Origin of the sequence: Streptomyces sp. NBC_00984 (assembly GCF_045162475.1) — a bacterium.
Taxonomy (GTDB): domain Bacteria; phylum Actinomycetota; class Actinomycetes; order Streptomycetales; family Streptomycetaceae; genus Streptomyces.
Map to the genome: position 1 here is coordinate 690,447 of NZ_CP108735.1, position 16,018 is coordinate 706,464.

A 16,018-nucleotide genomic window follows, 5' to 3' on the forward strand; every position below is an offset into this window, starting at 1 on the left:
CGTTTGCCGAGAATCGGTACAAGGGAAAGTACACCCACCGGCCACACGGTGGCCGGTGGGATGCCCGAACAGCGGCGCAAGCTACTTCAGGTTCAGCCGGGTGAAGGATGAAGGCGGCTAGATGTATGAGGGCTGAACGTTGGTGACGCCGTCCCAGAGTCGTGAGGCTGGTGGTTGTCCTTCTGCTCCGGAGTGTGGGCGGTGGTAGTTGTAGTGGATGTTCCAGACGTGATCGCGGCGGTCCTGGCCTCCTCGCTGGTGAACTGGCGAGCGTAGAGGAGTTCCTCGGCCGGAATGCGCTGATAGCGCTCCACCTTTCCGTTGTGGCGCGGGGTGTAGGGCTTGGTTTTCTGGTGCCGACTTTGCGTGCCGACGACCCGGGCGAAGTCGCTGGACCGGTAGCAGGATCCGTTGTCGGTGACAATGCGGTGGTTTTGGTGGATCCCGTGGACGGCGAACCAGACCTTGGCACGGGCGAGGAACGCAGCAGCGGTAGCGCCCTTCTCATCCGGAAGCGGCTCGGTGTAGGAGTGAGGTTCCCCCGAGATGCGGGGATGGGTGACAGAGGGTCAGATGGGTCTCATGAGAGGAGCCCAGACGATGCCTGCCCCGAGAAAATACCCGCTGGAGTTGCGTGAGCGTGCGGTGCAGATGTACCGGACTGCCGAGCCGAAGCCTGTGATCCGTCGTATGGCCGAGGAGCTCGGCGTGCACCACGAGGCCCTGCGTAACTGGATCCGCCAGGCCGAGGCCGACGCCGGCGAGCGGGGCGACCTGCTCACCACCGCCGAGCGTGAGGAACTTGCCGCCCTGCGCAAGGAGAACGCCCAGCTCAAGCGGGCGAACGAGGTCCTGCGGACGGCCTCGGCTTTTTTCGCGGCCCAGCTCGACCCGACCCGGCCCAGGTGACCGCGCTCCTCGACGCGCACCCGCATCTGGGGGTCGAGCCCGTACTCCGGGAACTTTCCATCCCCTCCTCCACCTACTACCGGTGGCGCCAGGCCGAGACCGAGCCGTGCGAACGAAGCCGCCGGGACGCCGAGCTGACCAGCAGGATCCGCCAGGTCCACGCCGAGTCCGGCGGGATCTACGGCTCACCCCGCGTGCACGCCGTCCTCAGGCGTGAGGGCGTCCACGTCGGCAGAAAGCGCGTCGAGCGGCTCATGCGCCAGGCCGGCCTGGCCGGGATTAGCCCCCGCCGGGGCAAGGGCTTCACCCGGCGCGACCCGGACGCCGATCTCGCCCCTGACCTGGTCGGGCGCGACTTCACCGCGAACGGGCCGAACCGGCTGTGGGTCACCGACCTGACCATGATCCCCACCGGGGAGGGGCCGCTGTGGCTGTCCGCGATCCGCGACGCGTTCTCCCGCCGGGTGGTCGCCTGGGAGACCTCCGCCCGCGCGGACGCCGACCTGGTCCTCACCTCGCTGGAATACGCCCTGGCCAACCGCGAAGTCGCCCCCGGCGAGCTCATCCACCACGCCGACCACGGCTGTCAATACACGTCCGTGAAGCTCACGACACGCCTGGTCAGGGCCGGTATCCAGGCGTCCATGGGCTCGGTCGGCGACTCGTTCGACAATGCCCTGGCGGAGAACCTGTGGATGGTCATCAAGACCGAGTGCATCCGCGGCCGCGTCTTCGCCACCAGGGCCGAAGCGAACCTCGCGCTCTTCGAGTACATCGACGGCTTCTACAACCCCCGCCGCATCCAGAAACGGCTGGGCTACCTCAGCCCGATCGAGTACGAGGAGAAGCACTACGCCAACCAGGCAGCAGCCGAACAAGTGAACCTGAAACCACGTCAACCCGCCCTGACCAGCTAGTCAGCCACTCCCGCACAGCGGGGGAACCTCAGAGAGCCGTGAGAAGCCGTCGATGGCTGAGTGTAGATAGGTGTACCCGCGTTTCGCACCAGCTGACTTGGCACGGGCAGCAACCTTGGCCTGATTGCTGTCGCGTCCGTGGATGCGCCAACCGCCTCCGTCGGGGATCCGCCCGACCTTCTTCACGTCCAGGTGCACCATCGCGTCGCCATGTCTCGATGTATTCGATGACCTCCGCTGACGTGGCGCTCGGTCTGACATGGGGTGTCGAAGAGCGATCTTGCAGGCCGAGGTCGCCATGCTGGCGCCAGCGGTTGACCCACTGGGATGCGCAGGCTCGTGAGAATCCCATCTCAGCCGCGACGTGGGCGATGGGGCGGCTCTTGTAACGTTCGATCAGTCCTCGTCGTCCTTCAACAGACAAAGGAGCGTTGGCGTGCGTCGTCATGACTTCACCTCTGCGCTCTGCTCGCCTCCGGCCGGAAGGGACGCCACGATCGGGCTTGTGCTTGCCGTCCGCCTGGTCTGGGTCGCGAGCGCCAGGGCGGCCAGGACGGCAAAGGCCGCGCCGGTCCACATCGCTACGGCGGGGTCGTCTCCGAACAGGCTGATGGTGATGGCGCTGATAGCGGTCCCCAGGGTGACGCCCATGGTGATGACCGCGGTGTGCACGGTGCTGACCAGGTTGCCGACACCACCGATCTCGGCCACCCGGGTGACCAGTGCCGGGTTCATCGTCACCCCGGAGAGGCCGACGACGAGCACCATCCCGAGTGCCACGGCCGGCACATGGCCGCGCAGCGCCAGCAGCCCCAGTGAGACGAACAGCAGCGTGTGCCCGAACCGCAGCACCTTCACTGCGTGCTGGTCGGCGAACTCGCCGACGATCAGATTGCCGACGTAGGAGCAGAGGCCGTAGCCCAGCAGGATCAGGGTCGTGGTGTCGGTGGCGAAGTCGGCGCTCTGTTCAAGGAGCGGGGTGAAGTAGGAGAAGGAGGCGTAGGCGGCCCCGACCGTGAGCAGGCTGACCAGGTACCGCGACCACAACCGGGGTGAGCGCAGGTTGCGTATGTCCTGGGCGGCATCGTCCTGAGTGGCAGCTGCCAGAGGCGGAAGCGCGACTGTACTGATCACGAACAGCAGGAACGCGGCGGCCCCGAGTACGTAGAAGCTGGACTTCGTGAAGTCCTCCGGACCTTTCGGTTCCACGCGGACCACCCACGGCCTCCGCGGTGGACAACTGCCGGGGGCTCCACGCTGAAGACCGCACCGTGCCTGTCTCCGTCGTCTCAACCTCGACGATGAACAACCGCAGTGCGGAGCAGGATCCGGTCCAGCGGAATACGGAGTCCCGTTTAGACCCACTTCGTAGTCCGTGCGAGCAGAGTCGACGAAGCAGGCGGCCAGAGCCAGCCTGCGGGACGAGGCCTTCGGGAACCGACGCGATTGCCCGGCTGCTCTTTACCAATAGTGCCTTCGCCCGGCGACCGCGTGTCCCATCCCGCCCAGGATCCACAGGATCAGCCCCACCACGGCGAGAATGATCCCGATCGTCCACAGGATGGAAATGCCGGTCACGAAACCTATGACAAGCAAAATGACTCCGAGAATGATCACAACACGCTCCGATCTCGTGTGTGCTCTTCTTCCACTCTGGCTTCCGTGAGCCGCCACGGCAACTGCCCGGCAGGCAAAGAGCCTGCCGGGCAGGAGATGCGGTTGGCCCCGTCGCTGCCCCCGGATCATTCGTCCCCATCCGCCGCAGCAGCAGTTCGCTGCCAGGCACGGCGCCGGTGACTGGTGCCGCACCACGGAGGGGTCCGACTGCGTCGGCACGTGCAGACAGCAACGACGACGCGGTCGGAGACAGCAGTGGTTCCGTCCGCACAGGTCACTTGCACTGGCCCCTCCACCAGCGGGCGGCGAGACGCCGTCCGGGCTCAGGTTTGTCTGTCGGTGCAGGGCATGCTCGGCTCGGTCGACGGCGGAGTGCGCTACGGACTACTCACCGAAATCCTCCTCACAGAGGGCTACCTGCTTGGCTGTTCGGTGCTCAACATGCGCGCGGGAAACCTGCAGATCTGCGGCTACACCGCCGGCGGCGTACTCGTCAACGTCCTGGCGCCGCGCAGGGCCCTGCTCACCGGCACCGCCCTCTTCGTCGTCTCCGCAGCCGTCGCCCGCATCGGTCTCGCGAGAATGCTGCGCGACTGCCGCCGACGCGGCATGCGCGGCCCCGAGCTGGTCATCGGCGACGGCGCCATGGGCCTTTGGTGGGCCCTGCCGAGGTGTTCCCGGCGGCCAGGCCCCTGGGTTCACAAAGCGCGCAACATCGCCAACTGCCTGCCCAAGTCCGCGCAGCCCGGCGCGACGAAGGCGATGCAGGAGATCTACAACGCCGAGGACCGCACCCACGCCGAGAAGGCGATCGAGGCGTTCGCGAAGACCTACGGGGCAAAGTTCCCGAAGGCCGTCGCGGAGATCACCGAGGACCCGGACGAACTGCTCGCGTTCTACGACTTCCCTGCCGAGCACTGGATTCACCTGCGGTCCACCAACCCCATCGAGTCGACCTTCTCCACGGTCAAGTTCCGCACCAAGGTCATGCGGGGCGCGGGCAGCCCGGCGGCCGCGCTCGCGATGGTGTCCAACATCAAGGGGAAGCTTCAGTCCGCTCAGGCACGATGGCGTGCGATCACCGGAGCCCACCTGGTGTCCCTGGTCCGCGCGGGCGCACAATTCGAGAACGGCGTCCTGGTCGAGCGCGAGGAGCCGGCCGCATGAACGTCCACGAGATCCTGCAGAACCCGGACGAGCACGTCCGCTTCGCGGCCTACCTCGACAAGCTGGACGTTGCCGACCCGGACGAGGCCGACCTGGTCGGCAGCGTGCTCACTGATCCGGACCAGACAATGGCCCAGTCCGCCGTGCTGCGGCACCTGGACCGTCGAGCCGCCGCTCTCTTTCCCGGTCCCGCTACGAGGGGTGGGCGCAGGCATTGACCCAGGCCACGATCGACCACCCCTTCCTGGCTCAGCGCCTGCGGGAGTGGTCACTCTTCCGCGCCGTCACGCTCAAGTTGCCCTGGCAGCCGGACGACCTGCTCGCGGCATCCAACTGGCTCCAGCTCAAGACCGCCGCCGGGACGAGCACCGAGGCCATCGAGATCCTCGCCGAAGCCGGCCGCACCAAACGGATCCGCAACACTGCCAGGACCGGCCTCAGCGACCGCAGCGAGAGCTGAAATCAACTCACCCACAACTCTTGACTATTGCTCGCCGCTTTGACACACAGAGGCGCTATCAGGTCACAGTCACCCGGCCGGCCACGCGCCGCGCGGCATCGACCGGCAGGACGACGATTCCCGAGAAGGACAACCGAAGCGTCGGTCAGGTGAAGAGTCAGACCTCCGGGCGATGCCATGGTCAATCCTCACTGTCAAGTGACGTCGTCCGGGGCGAGGTCGGGGCGCAGCCGGTGCTACGAAGGATGCCCCAGCAGTCCCGCCCGAGTCCTCGTCGTGTAGCGGACCTCGCCGACCGGGCGCGACAGTACCCACCGCGCTCCGGCCACGCCTGGTGTCCTGCTGAGGGGGCACTCGTCGATCGCGGCGACTTCGAGCAGGTCGGCGAGCGTTGTGCGTTCGGCGTCGCTCCACCCGGTGCCGAGGCTGCCGACGTACCGCAGGACGCCGTCGTCGTCCGGTTCCCCCCACGAGTAGAGCGCCGGGCAGACCAGTGCCGGCCACGGCCGAGCACCCACCCGCCCACGATCACATCGAACGTACGGACATGGCGGATCTTGACCCACGAGCGGGACCGGACACCAGGTTCGTACACCGACGCAAACCGCTTGGCGAGCACACCCTCCAGCCCTGCGGCCCGGGTCATCTCCAGCGCCTGCGCCCGTGCCCAACGACCGCCGCCGACGTCGACCAGTGCGTTCCGTCCAGCCCCGCGCCCTCCAGGAGGGCACGGCACTCGGTGTACGGCAGACCGGTCAGACTGCGGCCGTCCAGGTTACACGGCATCGAACAGGACGAGATGCGCGGGCACGACCTCGGCCATGCGGGTGGCCTTCGCCGCGGAGGCCAGGCCCATGCGGGATTGCAGCCGCTCGAAGTCGCTGCGCCCTTCGCTGTCGAGGGCGACGATCTCGCCGTCCAAGACGGCGGACCGGCCGAGCACGGACCCGAGTACCGCGAGTTCCGGGTAGACGGTGGTGATGTCCGCCCCGGACCGGGACCGCAGGAGCACCGTCCCGTCGCCCGGAAAGCTCACCATGGCCCGCTGCCCGTCCTGTTTCACCTCGAACGCCCACTGGTCCTCGGTGGCTGCGGGCGGCAGGGCGCCCGGCGTGGCGAGCATCGGAGCGATCTGCGGCAGACTCGGCATGACCATCCCGCTCCGCGCCTGCTCAGGATGCGCTGCGCTTCCTCGCGGCCGCGGTCTTCTTCGCCGTGCGCTTCTTCCCAGACGCGGTCTTCTTCTCGGCGTTCTTCCTGGCCGGGGCGGTCTTCTTCTTCGGCGTGGTCTTCTTGCGTGGCTGCATCGTGTGCACGGTCGCGTCCTGGCCGCCGTGCTTGCCGCGCGATTCCCTGGCCGCCTTGACGGAGGCGTTCAGCGCGGCCATCAGGTCGACGACCTTCCCTGCCTCCCGTTCCTCGCCCTCGGCCGGTTCCGGGAGTTCGGTGCCTTCCGCCTTCGCTTCGATCAGTTCCTCCAGGGCGTCGCGGTACTCGTCCCGGAAGCCGGAGATGTCGTCGAGGGCCATGGTGTCGGTGAGCTGGACGGCCCGCTCGATCTCCTCGTCGTCCAGGTCGACGTCCTTGGGCTTGAGGGACTCGGGGCTGCGGATCTCGTCGGGCCACCGCATCGCGTGCAGCACGATCGCGTCATCCCGCACTCGGAGCAGTCCGAGCCTTTCGCGGTTGTGCCACGCAAATTTGGCGACGGCGACCTTGTCGGAGCGTTCCAGTGCCTTGCGGAGCAGCGTGTATGGCTTGGCTGCGACCTGCCCGTCGATCGCGAGGAAGTACGAGTCGCTGATCCGGATCGGGTCGATGCTGTCGGCGTCGACAAACGCGACGATCTCGATCGCCTTCGCGGTGGGCAGCGGCATCTCGTCGAGCTCTTCATCAGTGACCGGGACCAGGTCGTCCTTGGTGATCTCGTAGCCCTTGCCGATCTCCTCCTGCGGCACGACCTCGTCGTCGATCGAGCAGATCTTGCGTGTGCGGACCCGGCCCATGTCCTCCAGGTGGACCTGGTGGAAGCGGATGGAATGGTCCTCGGTCGCGCTGACGATCTTGATCGGGATGCTGACCAGGCCAAAGGAAATGGCACCGGTCCACAAGGGCCGCGGCATACGTACCTCCAGGCCCCCCTTACGGGCATGGGCCGGGAAGTGGACCGGCGTGCCTGGGGGAGGTGCCCCCGATCTGGACCGGGGGCAGGACGCGGCCGGGCCACCGCCCGTAGTCCGATCCTGGTGCGGGACGGTGGTGATCGCATCACAAAGACGTGGGCCGGGGAGGTGAGTACGGTGCCGTTCCCGCGCGCGTGGCGCCGGTTCTGCGTCCCGGGGTGTGTTGTCTGTGTGCTTGCACCCTCATCCCGAGGGGACGCCGATCCCCAGAGGAGGTGCTGTGTCGCGATGGAACCCGGTGGCGATGTGATCACGGAGCTCATGGCCGATCACCGTGACCTGGAGGATCTGTTCTCGCAGATCGAGTTGCAGCCGGTCGACCACCCCCGGCGGCGGGAGCTCGCGGACCGGCTGACCGCGGAACTGGTCCGGCACACCGTCGCCGAGGAACGGCACCTCTACCCCGTCGTGCGTGAGTATGTACCGCACGGTGCGGCCATGGCGGACAAGGAACTCGCCGATCACGCCAGAGCCGAGCGCATGCTCAAGGACCTCGAAGACCTGAGCGTCGACGACCCGCGGTTCAACGACACGATCGCGAAGCTGAAGCTCGAGGTCGCCTCCCACATGCGCGAGGAAGAACACGAACTGTTCCCGAAACTCGCAGCCACCCTCCCGCCCGAGACGCTCGACGAACTCGGCCGGCTGGTGCGCCGGGCCAGGCAAACCGCCCCCACCCGCCCCCACCCCTCGCTCCCGAACACCCCGCCCGCCCACAGACTCCTCGTACCCGGCGCCGGTCTGGTCGACCGGGTACGCGACCTGCTGCGCACCACCACCCGCTGAACCCCACCCCCATCACGCACCCGCAGGAGCACCGAATGCCGGCCCACGAAGGAACCGCGCCGGTGGCCGGTGCGCCGTGCTGGGTCAGCCTGATGGCACGGGACCTGCGCGCGGCGCAGTCTTTCTACTCCGACGTCATGGGCTGGACGTTCAGGCCCAGCACGCTCGGCAGCAGCTTCTCGGTGGCTCTGGCACAGGGTGAACCGGTCGCCGGGATCGGATGCTGCCCCGGCGGTGGCCATCCTGCCGTCTGGACCCCGTACTTCGCCGTCAGGAACGCGGACGAGACGGCGGCCCGGATCAGTGAGCGGGGCGCCACGCTCGCCGTCGGTCCTCTGCTCCTGGGAGAGGGCCGGGCCGGGATCGCCGCGGACCGGGACGGCGCCGTGTTCGGATTCTGGGAAGGCCCCGCCCTGACCTGGCCGGTGGGGCGGGGCAGGGCCCCGGTGCGGCTGGACCTCCAGACCCGTGACGCGTTCGGCGCCGCGATCTTCTACGCGGAGGTCTTCGACTGGGCCCGGCCGCCGGGAGGCTGCACGGTCGACTACGCCCAGGACCACATCATGGTCCAGGCCGGCGGACGCACCGTCGCCACCCTGTACGGCGGAAGCGACGAAACCGGCCCGGACCCACGGATTCGGCCCCGGTGGAATGTCCATTTCCGGGTGAGGGACGGCGAGCAGGCCGCAGCGGCCGCCGCGGCAGCCGGAGGCGAATCCTCACCGACTCCCTCACCTGCCGGTACCCCGGACGGCGCATTCCTCATCCGCGACCCCGATGGAGCCCTCTTCACCCTGACCGGCGCCTGACGACGGCCACCCCAGCCAGGCACTCACGCCGACCGAGTCGGCTCCCAACGCGCCCGCAGCCAGTTCGTCGCGCAGCCCACCCCGACGTGGCTTGCCGCCGCGGCTGCCATCGCCCGCCCGGCTCACCCGCGTCCATCGGCCTGCGTTCAGCCGGGCGGCTCCGATGGGCGCGGCCGCCCCGGCTCCGGTTCGGGACCGGGAACACCCGGGCCATCCGGGCGGGGTGGCTCAGGCGGTGGTGTGGGCGACCCGGGCCGCGCCGGGGGATCCGGCGGCTCCACCGGGCGAGCCAGCGGTGGCACGTCGAGCGCACCCACGCCTGGCAGAACGCCTTCTACCGGCTCGCCCGATGCTACGAACGCCGCGTCGCGGTCATCGACGTGTTCTTCGATCTCGCGGATACGATCAAAAGTGCCGGCCGCCATCGCCCCGGTGGACGTGTACAGCACGTCGTTATGGGCGACGATCGGTATATGGGCGACGATCGGTGTGGCTGGTGCGGAGCTCCACTGCCGGAGTCGGCAGGCCCAGGTCGGCGGTATTGCCATCAGGCGCATCGGCAGGCAGCCTGGCGGGCCCGGCGTCGCTGGCAGGCGGCGGCGGAGGCGCGGCAGGCGCTGGTGTTCACGGAAACGGATCTCCTGACGCAGGTGCAGGCCGCTGCCCAGCGGGCGAGCGACTCGGGCCCGGGGCGTGGAGCGGAGGGCCGTCATGTTGCCGCCGTGGCGAAGGTGCCGGGGCTGGCCGGGCAACTGGTGCGCTGTGCGGTGTTGGCGGACCGGCGAGCCGGGGCCAGCTGGGCGCAGGTCGGTGCTGGCCTGGGCATCAGCGCGGAGGCGGCCAGAAGTCGCTTCGGGCGCCTGGAAGGATCCCTGCCCGGTGCTGCTGGGGAGGGTGAGAGCACGAGGGACCTTGCCGGCTTCGGCACTGGCACAGGCTCGGGCACGCGCCCACTCTGCACTGTTTTGGACCAGTTCATGCGGGATACGGACGCTTCTGGTGGCCTGGTTTACCTGCTGCCGCCGGGCGAGCGGGTGTTGCGGCTGGCGGTGCTGAGGGGGGTTCCCCGGCAGATCGCCGCGCACTGGACGCAGGTGCCGCTGGCGGCCCGCACCCCGGCGACCGACGCCGTGCGCGAGCGGCGTCTGGTGTGGGTAGGCGGCCAGGAAGAGATGGCGCGGCACTACCCGCAGATGGCGCTCGCACTGCCTTACCCCTTCTCGGCGGCCGCGGCCCCGATCACCACCGGCACCACCGCTTGGGGCGCTCTGGTGGCGCGGTGGCCCAGCTCGCATCCATCGCCGCTGACCCGGCACGAACGCAACGCGGTCCGTACCTCCTGCCGGCGCCTGGGCCTTCTCCTACGGCAGGCCGCCGACAGCGGCCACCCGCTGCTGCCCGGGGCCGAGCCGCAGGTCCTGGCCCCCCTGCGTGCCCGCGCCCGCGGGCCGACCCAGGAGGCGGCAGCGGCGGACTTCGCCGAGCGCCTGCCCGGAGGATGCTGCACCTTGGACCTCGACGGCCGGATCACCTTCATCACCACCACCGCTGCCGACCTCCTCGGCGCGAACGTCGCCGACCTGCTGGGTGCCCTGCCACGCCAGGTCCTGCCGTGGCTGGACGACCCAGTCGTCGAGGACCGCTACCGGGCTGCGGTGCTCAGCCAGGAGGCCACCTCCTTCACCGCCCTGCGCCCACCGGACCGGTGGCTGTCTTTCCACCTGTACCCGGACGTATCCGGCCTCAGCGTCCGCATCGTCCCGGCCTCCCCGGCCCCTGCCTCGGAGCCGTCAGAGGTTCTGCACCCCGCACCGCCGGCCGCACCGGGCCGGTCGACCGCCCACCACCACCTGATGCACCTCGCCGCCACGCTGACCGAGGCCGTCGGGGTCACGGATGTGATCGCCCGGATCGACGACCTGGTCCCGACCGCCTTCGATACCCAAGCCCTCGCCCTGATGATCGCCGAGGAGGGCCGGCTGCGGATCATCGGCTACCGCGGCTACCCCGCCGAACTCATGGACCGCTTCGACGGCACACCCCTGGCCTCCAACACCCCTGCCGTGCGTGTCCTGACCAGCGGCGTCCCCAGCTTCTACGCCACCTTCGCGGACCTCAAGCGCGCTCATCCCCCCGCCGTCCTGCAGGACGGCAAGGCCGCCTGGGCCTTCCTGCCCCTGATCACCTCCGGCCGCCCCGTCGGCTCACTGGTCCTCGCGTACGACCGGCCGCATCCCTTCACGCCCGAGGAACGAGCCGTCCTCACCTCGACCGCCGGGCTGATCGCCCAGGCCCTGGACCGCGCCCGCCTCTACGACGCCAACAAGGCTCTCGCCCACAGCCTGCAAGCCAGCCTGCTGCCCCAAGCACTGCCCCGCGTCCCCGGCCTGGACGTGGCTACCCGCTACCTCCCCACCGCTCACGGCATCGACGTCGGCGGCGACTTCTACGACCTCATTCATCTCGACACCGACCTCGCCGCCGCAGCAATCGGCGACGTCCAAGGCCACAACGTGAATGCCGCCGCCCTCATGGGGCAGGTCCGCACCGCCGTCCACGCCACCGCCGGCGCACCGCCTGGCCAAGTCCTCGCCCGCACCAACCGCTTGCTCACCGACCTCGACCCCGGCCTGTTCACCAGTTGCCTCTACGTCCAGCTCGACCTGGCACGCCACCGCGCCTGCCTGGCCACTGCCGGTCACCCGCCCCCACTCCTGCGCCACCCCGACCTGCACACTGAGATCCTCCCGCTGACGCCTGGGCTCTTGCTCGGCATCGACCCGGCCGCCGACTACTCGGAGACCGACATCCCCCTACCGCCCGGGGCCGTGCTCGCCCTGTACACCGACGGACTCGTCGAAACCCCCGGCATCGACATCGACGACGCCACCGCCGACCTCGCCGCCCAGCTCGCACAGGCCCGGGGCCAGACCCTGGCCGCCCTCGCCGACACACTCATTCACCACGCCCAACGGTCCGCCCCCCGCAACGACGACATCGCCCTGCTCCTCATCCGGCCTCAACAACACGGCCGCTGACAGCAAGGGCCGCCCGGCTCGGCGGGGCTCTCGTCTCCGCCACGTCGACGCCTCCGGGCTCGGTGAAGCATGCCTCCCTTTGCGAGCCCACCGCCGATCGGAGCCGGTGGACGGCGTGCTGCCGGCGTGCGCGATCTGTTTGAGCCGGGCGAAGATGCCGAGCCGGATCCACTCGTTGCGGCGGGTGCGGATCGTGGTCGCCGAGCAGGTCGTGTCGGAGACCGCCTGGTAGGAGCAGCCGAACCGCAAGAGCTGGAGCAGCTTGTCGAACGCGATCCGGTCGGCTGTGGTGGCAACCCAGCGGGTGGGCCGGATCGACCGCAGGGCGCTCGGGCAGCAGTGCCGCGAAATTGATCCCAGAGCGGGTCGGTCAGCCATGACGGAAGCACGGGCACAGATCTCCCCAGTGATCACAGAGCGTCGCAACTCCATGATCACCGGAACCTGCCTACCTCAACACCGTTGCGTTTACGTCCGTGAGCGGTTCGCAAGTCCGTGCTCGAAGAACGTGACGGCGGTTCGGATGGTGTAGTTCTGGCTGGTCGTGGGGTGTTGTCCGGCGTTCGGTCCGTACTTGCTGGTGGGATTCTTGCGGGTGCGGGCCTTGACCCGGTGCCGGTGGCGGGCGGGGTGCAGGGCGTCGAGGACGGCCCGGCCGATGGTGCCGAGGAGCTCGGCGGGTCCCGCCGGGGGCAGGATTCCGGTCGCGGTGGTGACGGTGTCGGCGGCGGTGGTCTGCAGGACAGTGAAGCTGATGCGGTCCATGTCCAGGCCGGGCCGGGTGCAGGCAGTGTCGGCAGCGGCGCGGATCAGGGCCTGGTAGGTGGTGAGCAGGGCGTAGACCTCCTGGTCGAGGCCGGTCAGGCTGCGGGAGCGCAGGACACGGCCATCCAGCATGGTCGCTTTGATCGAGAAGTACGTCGTCTCCGATTGCCACCGCTCATGGTAAAGATCAACAAGCTCGGTGGCTGGGTGGGCGGCCGGGTCGAGGAGGCTGGTGAGCAGGCGCCACTGCTCGGTGCGTATGGTGCCATCGGCCAGTGTGACGGTCACGGATGCCTCGATACAGTAACGCGGACGACCAGCAGGACGGGCAGGACGCCGTAGCCGATCCGGGCCAGGTAGGAGCCGTCGCCCAAGTGGCGGAAGGGGGTGGGTATCCGGCGGGCGGAGGAGCGCACCAGGAACTGCGCGCCGGCGGCCTGGACATCCCGGGCGAACTCGGCTCCATCGAAGCCGGCATCGGCCAGCAGGAGCATCTTGCGGTCCAGCACATTCAACAGGCGGCCTGCGTAGGTGAGTTCGCCGTCGCTCTCGGGGCCGAACGCGGCGGCCAACACGGCACGGGTGCCACACTCGACCAGGACCACGAGTCGCAGCAGCGGGTAGCCGAACTCCACGCTCTCGCCCACTCGCTTGAGATAGCGCCAGGTGAGCGCCTCCTCATCGGGCACGTGCAGCAAAGTGCCGTCCACGGCCACGGTCCGCAAGCCCCGGTAGAACGAACAGGCCTGCCCGAGGTGGGCGACGGGCCCGGCGAGGATCTCGAACAGCCGCCGCAGCGGTGCTGCCCCGACCCGCCGCCGAGCTCTGGACAGTGAGGAGGCCGCAGGCCGCACCAACGGCAGCCCCTCCAGCCCCGCCGTCAACTTGCCCCACACACCCCGATAGGAGCAGTCCTCGAACAGTGCCAGCGCGAGGAGGAAACGATCTGGGGCAACTCGCCCAAGTGGCCGGGCGCGTGCACACCCCGGCCGCCTCGACCGTGCGCGTGATGACAGACTTCTCCTGCAACGGGACTCCCGATGATCTTCTTGCTCGACACAAGCTGATCTATCAGGACGTCCCGTTGCGTCATTCACCAGGGCTTGACCTGCGACCCAAGACTCAAACGCAACACTGTTGCTGCCTACCTTGCTTTCGGGGCTGCCCACGCGCCGCCTATCTGCGCGCGCTCTTATTCATCTTCGAACGACCATGGATGTTGCGCTTGGTGCGCGCGTGGTCGAAGCGGGTGAGCCTCCGCGCAGCTGGAAGTCCTCCAGCAGGGTGAGCCGCGGTCGCCGACGGTGAGGGAGTTGTCGGTGTCGTTGACGCGCACGCCCTGGCCTCTGCGGTCAACGGTCCGTCCGGATCGGGGGCCCGGAAGGCGTCCAGGGCCGTCTCCGTGGCGTCGCGTTCGTCAGTGGGCGGTCCGGGATTGGTGGTCATCTGAGCGCTCTCCGTCCAGAGGCCGGCGTCAGCCAGGCGAAACAGCCGCCCGGGGCGGCTGCCCGCCAGGTGGGCAGACAAACGGGGCCGCGCGGCCCCGCCGGGCCCGCACAAGTCCGGGTGCCGGGCCGTGCACGGTGGGGCCGAGCGGGTGAGGCCGCAGCGGGCTGGGCGGGCGCGGTGTTCCGGGCGGGGATACCTATGGGCTGGGCGGGAGAGACCCGCCCCCGGAATGAGAAAGGCGGATGTGCGATGGGGCAAGGCGGGAACGTGATCGACGAGCTGATGGCCGATCACCGCGAGGTCGAGGAGATGTTCGGCCGTATCCAGGCGATGACCGCGGGCGGCCAGCAGCTGCGGGACCAGGTGGACGAGGTCACCATCGAGCTCGTGCGGCACTCGGTCGCCGAGGAGCAGTACCTGTACCCGGCGGTCCGCGAGCACATCGACGGCGGCGACCGGCTCGCGGACAAGGAGATCGCCGACCACGGCCGGGTCGAGAAGATCCTCAAGCAGCTGGAGAGGGTAGACACCGACGACCCGCAGATGAGCACGATGCTGCAGCAGCTCGTGGATGAGGTCGCCGCCCACGTCCAGGACGAGGAGAACAACATCTTCCCGATGCTGCGCCGCGCCTGCACCCCACAGCAGCTGGACGACCTCGGGGACAAGATCCGCCAGGCCAAAGCCATGGCGCCCACCCGGCCGCACCCCTCCGCGCCAAGCACTCCTATGGCCAGCAAGCTCCTCGCCCCGGGTGTCGGCCTGGTCGACCGGGCCCGCGACTTCGTCACCGGCCGCGGCAAATCCTGACCCAGGCTCCCCGGGGCCGGGCCGCGCAGGCGCGCGGCCCGGCCCCGCTGCGCGCACGGGCAGGGCGTGACCCAGGTCATGGGCCTTCCTGGCAGGCGCCGCCTATGCTGGGCGGCCACGGACGGGGCAGCGCCGCCCCGCGCACCAGCTCGCGCACCCGACCGGACGGAAGGGCGCCAGCACGCTCCCCAGGAAACCGATCGCCGTGCCCACCGATCTGACACCCGTCATAGCCGCCTGCACCCGATGGCTCCTCGACGCCTACCCGCCGCCCACAGGCGCCCTCAACTACGCCCTGGCCGAGGCCCAGGCCCTCCAAGCCACCACCCTCGCCGCCCATCTGCGCTACCCCACCGGCCTCGATGTACAGCTGCTCCACCTGTGCGGCCCGGGCGGAGCCGACCGATTGGACTGGCTCACCGGATGCGACCCGGACCGCGACGGCACCGCCTGGCGGACCTGGGTGGACGAGACCGTCGTCAGCTGGGCTGCCTGCCTGCTGGCCGACCGCGCCCTCGCCGTGCGAGCACACCGGGCCCGCGCGGCCACCGATCACCACAGCGCCGGCCTGCAGCGCCTCGTCGACCCAGGCACCCACGACACCGAAGCCAGCGCACTGCTGCGCCATCCCGACCTGCTGGAACCCATCGCGACGCTGCACCGCCCCCAACTGATCGAGCTGCTCCACGCCGAGGCCGCTGGGACACCGTGACAAGCCTGCAAGCGGCCGGACGCATCGTTACGCCCCCGAACGGGCGGAAGACAGTCGCGCTGGCGATGACCGGGCCGCCGGTCACGGGGCCTGAGCGCCGGCCGCCGGCGGCTCCGGCCGCTCGCTGTTCTCCTCGGCCTCGTCGTCCTCGGCCTTGGCCCGCACGTCCTGCGGGGTCGGGGCCACGATGTTGCGTTCCTCCGCGGACCGCTCCCGCCTCTCTTCGTCGGGCTGGGCGTCGTCCCCGGTGTTTCCGGCGGTGCTCATGGCATGTCCTCTCGTAGGTTGCACGGTCAGCGGGCTCGGCCCGGAACATGCCATGGGAGTTCAGCGGGCCCGCATCGAGTGTGACCTTGCACGACGGGGTCTGCATCACGACGGCGCCGACTGTGCCGT

16 protein-coding genes and 6 pseudogenes are annotated in these 16,018 nt (G+C 69.3%); 11 read left to right on the top strand and 11 right to left on the bottom strand.

The window, feature by feature from the left end; translation table 11 throughout:
* Positions 1 to 117 precede the first annotated feature (117 nt).
* Positions 118 to 530 (bottom strand): annotated as a pseudogene (locus OG520_RS43295) (integrase core domain-containing protein); the annotation flags it as partial.
* A gap of 70 nt (positions 531 to 600) precedes the next feature.
* Here OG520_RS43295 and OG520_RS43300 point away from each other — a divergent pair.
* Together OG520_RS43300 and OG520_RS43305 are read left to right on the top strand one after the other, a co-directional pair.
* Positions 601 to 909: a transposase gene (locus OG520_RS43300; protein WP_329196993.1), complete on the top strand. Its 309-nt coding sequence runs from the start codon at positions 601 to 603 to the stop codon at positions 907 to 909.
* On the top strand, positions 906 to 1,826 hold the full coding sequence (locus OG520_RS43305) for an IS3 family transposase (RefSeq protein ID WP_331747561.1): 921 nt from the start codon (positions 906 to 908) through the stop codon (positions 1,824 to 1,826). Before OG520_RS43300 ends, OG520_RS43305 begins: the two co-directional genes overlap by 4 nt.
* Before the next feature lie 30 nt (positions 1,827 to 1,856).
* On the opposite strand, the pseudogene OG520_RS43310 reads toward OG520_RS43305, so the two are convergent.
* The 4 genes and pseudogenes from OG520_RS43310 to OG520_RS43325 form a co-directional block, all read right to left on the bottom strand.
* Positions 1,857 to 2,274: pseudogene (locus OG520_RS43310) on the bottom strand (helix-turn-helix domain-containing protein); the annotation flags it as partial.
* Positions 2,271 to 3,035 carry an MFS transporter gene (locus OG520_RS43315; protein WP_331749179.1) on the bottom strand — a complete coding sequence of 255 codons (765 nt, stop codon included), beginning with the start codon at positions 3,033 to 3,035 and terminating at the stop codon, positions 2,271 to 2,273. The gene OG520_RS43315 and the pseudogene OG520_RS43310, both read right to left, overlap by 4 nt.
* 252 nt (positions 3,036 to 3,287) lie before the next feature.
* Positions 3,288 to 3,443, bottom strand: a complete 156-nt coding sequence (locus tag OG520_RS43320) for a DUF6131 family protein (RefSeq protein ID WP_148833239.1) — start codon at positions 3,441 to 3,443, stop codon at positions 3,288 to 3,290.
* Between the two features lie 125 nt (positions 3,444 to 3,568).
* A complete protein-coding gene (locus tag OG520_RS43325; RefSeq protein WP_331749185.1) occupies positions 3,569 to 3,739 on the bottom strand; it encodes a CDGSH iron-sulfur domain-containing protein in 171 nt (56 codons plus the stop codon).
* A 280-nt stretch (positions 3,740 to 4,019) separates the two neighbouring features.
* On the opposite strand from OG520_RS43325, the pseudogene OG520_RS43330 reads away from it, so the two are divergent.
* The 3 genes and pseudogenes from OG520_RS43330 to OG520_RS43340 all read left to right on the top strand — a co-directional run.
* Positions 4,020 to 4,610: pseudogene (locus tag OG520_RS43330) on the top strand (transposase); the annotation flags it as partial.
* On the top strand, positions 4,607 to 4,828 hold the full coding sequence (locus tag OG520_RS43335) for a hypothetical protein (protein WP_331749188.1): 222 nt from the start codon (positions 4,607 to 4,609) through the stop codon (positions 4,826 to 4,828). The pseudogene OG520_RS43330 and the gene OG520_RS43335, both read left to right, overlap by 4 nt.
* Entirely contained in the window at positions 4,825 to 5,070 is a 246-nt protein-coding gene (locus OG520_RS43340; protein ID WP_331749191.1) for a hypothetical protein, read from the top strand. Before OG520_RS43335 ends, OG520_RS43340 begins: the two co-directional genes overlap by 4 nt.
* 236 nt (positions 5,071 to 5,306) lie before the next feature.
* On the opposite strand, the pseudogene OG520_RS43345 reads toward OG520_RS43340, so the two are convergent.
* Both OG520_RS43345 and OG520_RS43350 read right to left on the bottom strand, forming a co-directional pair.
* Positions 5,307 to 6,220, bottom strand: a pseudogene (locus OG520_RS43345) (ATP-dependent DNA ligase).
* Positions 6,221 to 6,242: 22 nt separating this feature from the next.
* Positions 6,243 to 7,193: a Ku protein gene (locus OG520_RS43350; protein WP_331749193.1), complete on the bottom strand. Its 951-nt coding sequence runs from the start codon at positions 7,191 to 7,193 to the stop codon at positions 6,243 to 6,245.
* Between the two features lie 288 nt (positions 7,194 to 7,481).
* Here OG520_RS43350 and OG520_RS43355 point away from each other — a divergent pair, with 288 nt between their 5' ends.
* The 4 genes and pseudogenes from OG520_RS43355 (at position 7,482) to OG520_RS43370 (ending at position 11,886) form a co-directional block, all read left to right on the top strand.
* Positions 7,482 to 8,039 (top strand): hemerythrin domain-containing protein, encoded by a 558-nt coding sequence (locus OG520_RS43355; RefSeq protein ID WP_331749195.1) that lies wholly within the window; start codon positions 7,482 to 7,484, stop codon positions 8,037 to 8,039.
* A 35-nt stretch (positions 8,040 to 8,074) separates the two neighbouring features.
* Complete coding sequence (locus OG520_RS43360) at positions 8,075 to 8,848, top strand: VOC family protein (protein WP_331749197.1); 774 nt, start codon at positions 8,075 to 8,077, stop codon at positions 8,846 to 8,848.
* Positions 8,849 to 9,132: 284 nt separating this feature from the next.
* Positions 9,133 to 9,255: pseudogene (locus OG520_RS43365) on the top strand (IS5/IS1182 family transposase); the annotation flags it as partial.
* Between the two features lie 570 nt (positions 9,256 to 9,825).
* Positions 9,826 to 11,886, top strand: a complete 2,061-nt coding sequence (locus OG520_RS43370) for a SpoIIE family protein phosphatase (RefSeq protein ID WP_406016786.1) — start codon at positions 9,826 to 9,828, stop codon at positions 11,884 to 11,886.
* 132 nt (positions 11,887 to 12,018) lie between these two features.
* Here the strand turns inward: OG520_RS43370 and OG520_RS43375 are convergent.
* The 3 genes and pseudogenes from OG520_RS43375 to OG520_RS43385 form a co-directional block, all read right to left on the bottom strand.
* A pseudogene (locus OG520_RS43375) lies at positions 12,019 to 12,281 on the bottom strand (transposase); the annotation flags it as partial.
* 73 nt (positions 12,282 to 12,354) lie between these two features.
* On the bottom strand, positions 12,355 to 12,939 hold the full coding sequence (locus tag OG520_RS43380) for a hypothetical protein (protein WP_331749199.1): 585 nt from the start codon (positions 12,937 to 12,939) through the stop codon (positions 12,355 to 12,357).
* A complete protein-coding gene (locus OG520_RS43385; RefSeq protein WP_331749201.1) occupies positions 12,936 to 13,820 on the bottom strand; it encodes a transposase domain-containing protein in 885 nt (294 codons plus the stop codon). Before OG520_RS43385 ends, OG520_RS43380 begins: the two co-directional genes overlap by 4 nt.
* 529 nt (positions 13,821 to 14,349) lie before the next feature.
* On the opposite strand from OG520_RS43385, the gene OG520_RS43390 reads away from it, so the two are divergent.
* Together OG520_RS43390 and OG520_RS43395 are read left to right on the top strand one after the other, a co-directional pair.
* Positions 14,350 to 14,910 (top strand): hemerythrin domain-containing protein, encoded by a 561-nt coding sequence (locus OG520_RS43390; protein WP_331749203.1) that lies wholly within the window; start codon positions 14,350 to 14,352, stop codon positions 14,908 to 14,910.
* Positions 14,911 to 15,115: 205 nt separating this feature from the next.
* Positions 15,116 to 15,622 carry a hypothetical protein gene (locus tag OG520_RS43395; protein ID WP_331749205.1) on the top strand — a complete coding sequence of 169 codons (507 nt, stop codon included), beginning with the start codon at positions 15,116 to 15,118 and terminating at the stop codon, positions 15,620 to 15,622.
* Positions 15,623 to 15,703: 81 nt separating this feature from the next.
* On the opposite strand, the gene OG520_RS43400 is transcribed toward OG520_RS43395, so the two are convergent.
* Positions 15,704 to 15,889, bottom strand: coding sequence for a hypothetical protein (locus tag OG520_RS43400; RefSeq protein WP_331749207.1), 186 nt, complete (start codon positions 15,887 to 15,889; stop codon positions 15,704 to 15,706).
* Between the last annotated feature and the right edge of the window lie 129 nt (positions 15,890 to 16,018).

Bases quoted from the DNA above. Each gene is read 5' to 3' on its own strand.
- OG520_RS43300 (WP_329196993.1), top strand. From the start codon at position 601: ATGCCTGCCCCGAGAAAATACCCGCTGGAGTTGCGTGAGCGTGCGGTG.
- OG520_RS43335 (WP_331749188.1), top strand. From the start codon at position 4,607: ATGAACGTCCACGAGATCCTGCAGAACCCGGACGAGCACGTCCGCTTC.
- OG520_RS43350 (WP_331749193.1), bottom strand. From the start codon at position 7,193: ATGCCGCGGCCCTTGTGGACCGGTGCCATTTCCTTTGGCCTGGTCAGC.
- OG520_RS43355 (WP_331749195.1), top strand. From the start codon at position 7,482: ATGGAACCCGGTGGCGATGTGATCACGGAGCTCATGGCCGATCACCGT.
- OG520_RS43360 (WP_331749197.1), top strand. From the start codon at position 8,075: ATGCCGGCCCACGAAGGAACCGCGCCGGTGGCCGGTGCGCCGTGCTGG.
- OG520_RS43370 (WP_406016786.1), top strand. From the start codon at position 9,826: ATGCGGGATACGGACGCTTCTGGTGGCCTGGTTTACCTGCTGCCGCCG.
- OG520_RS43390 (WP_331749203.1), top strand. From the start codon at position 14,350: ATGGGGCAAGGCGGGAACGTGATCGACGAGCTGATGGCCGATCACCGC.
- OG520_RS43400 (WP_331749207.1), bottom strand. From the start codon at position 15,889: ATGAGCACCGCCGGAAACACCGGGGACGACGCCCAGCCCGACGAAGAG.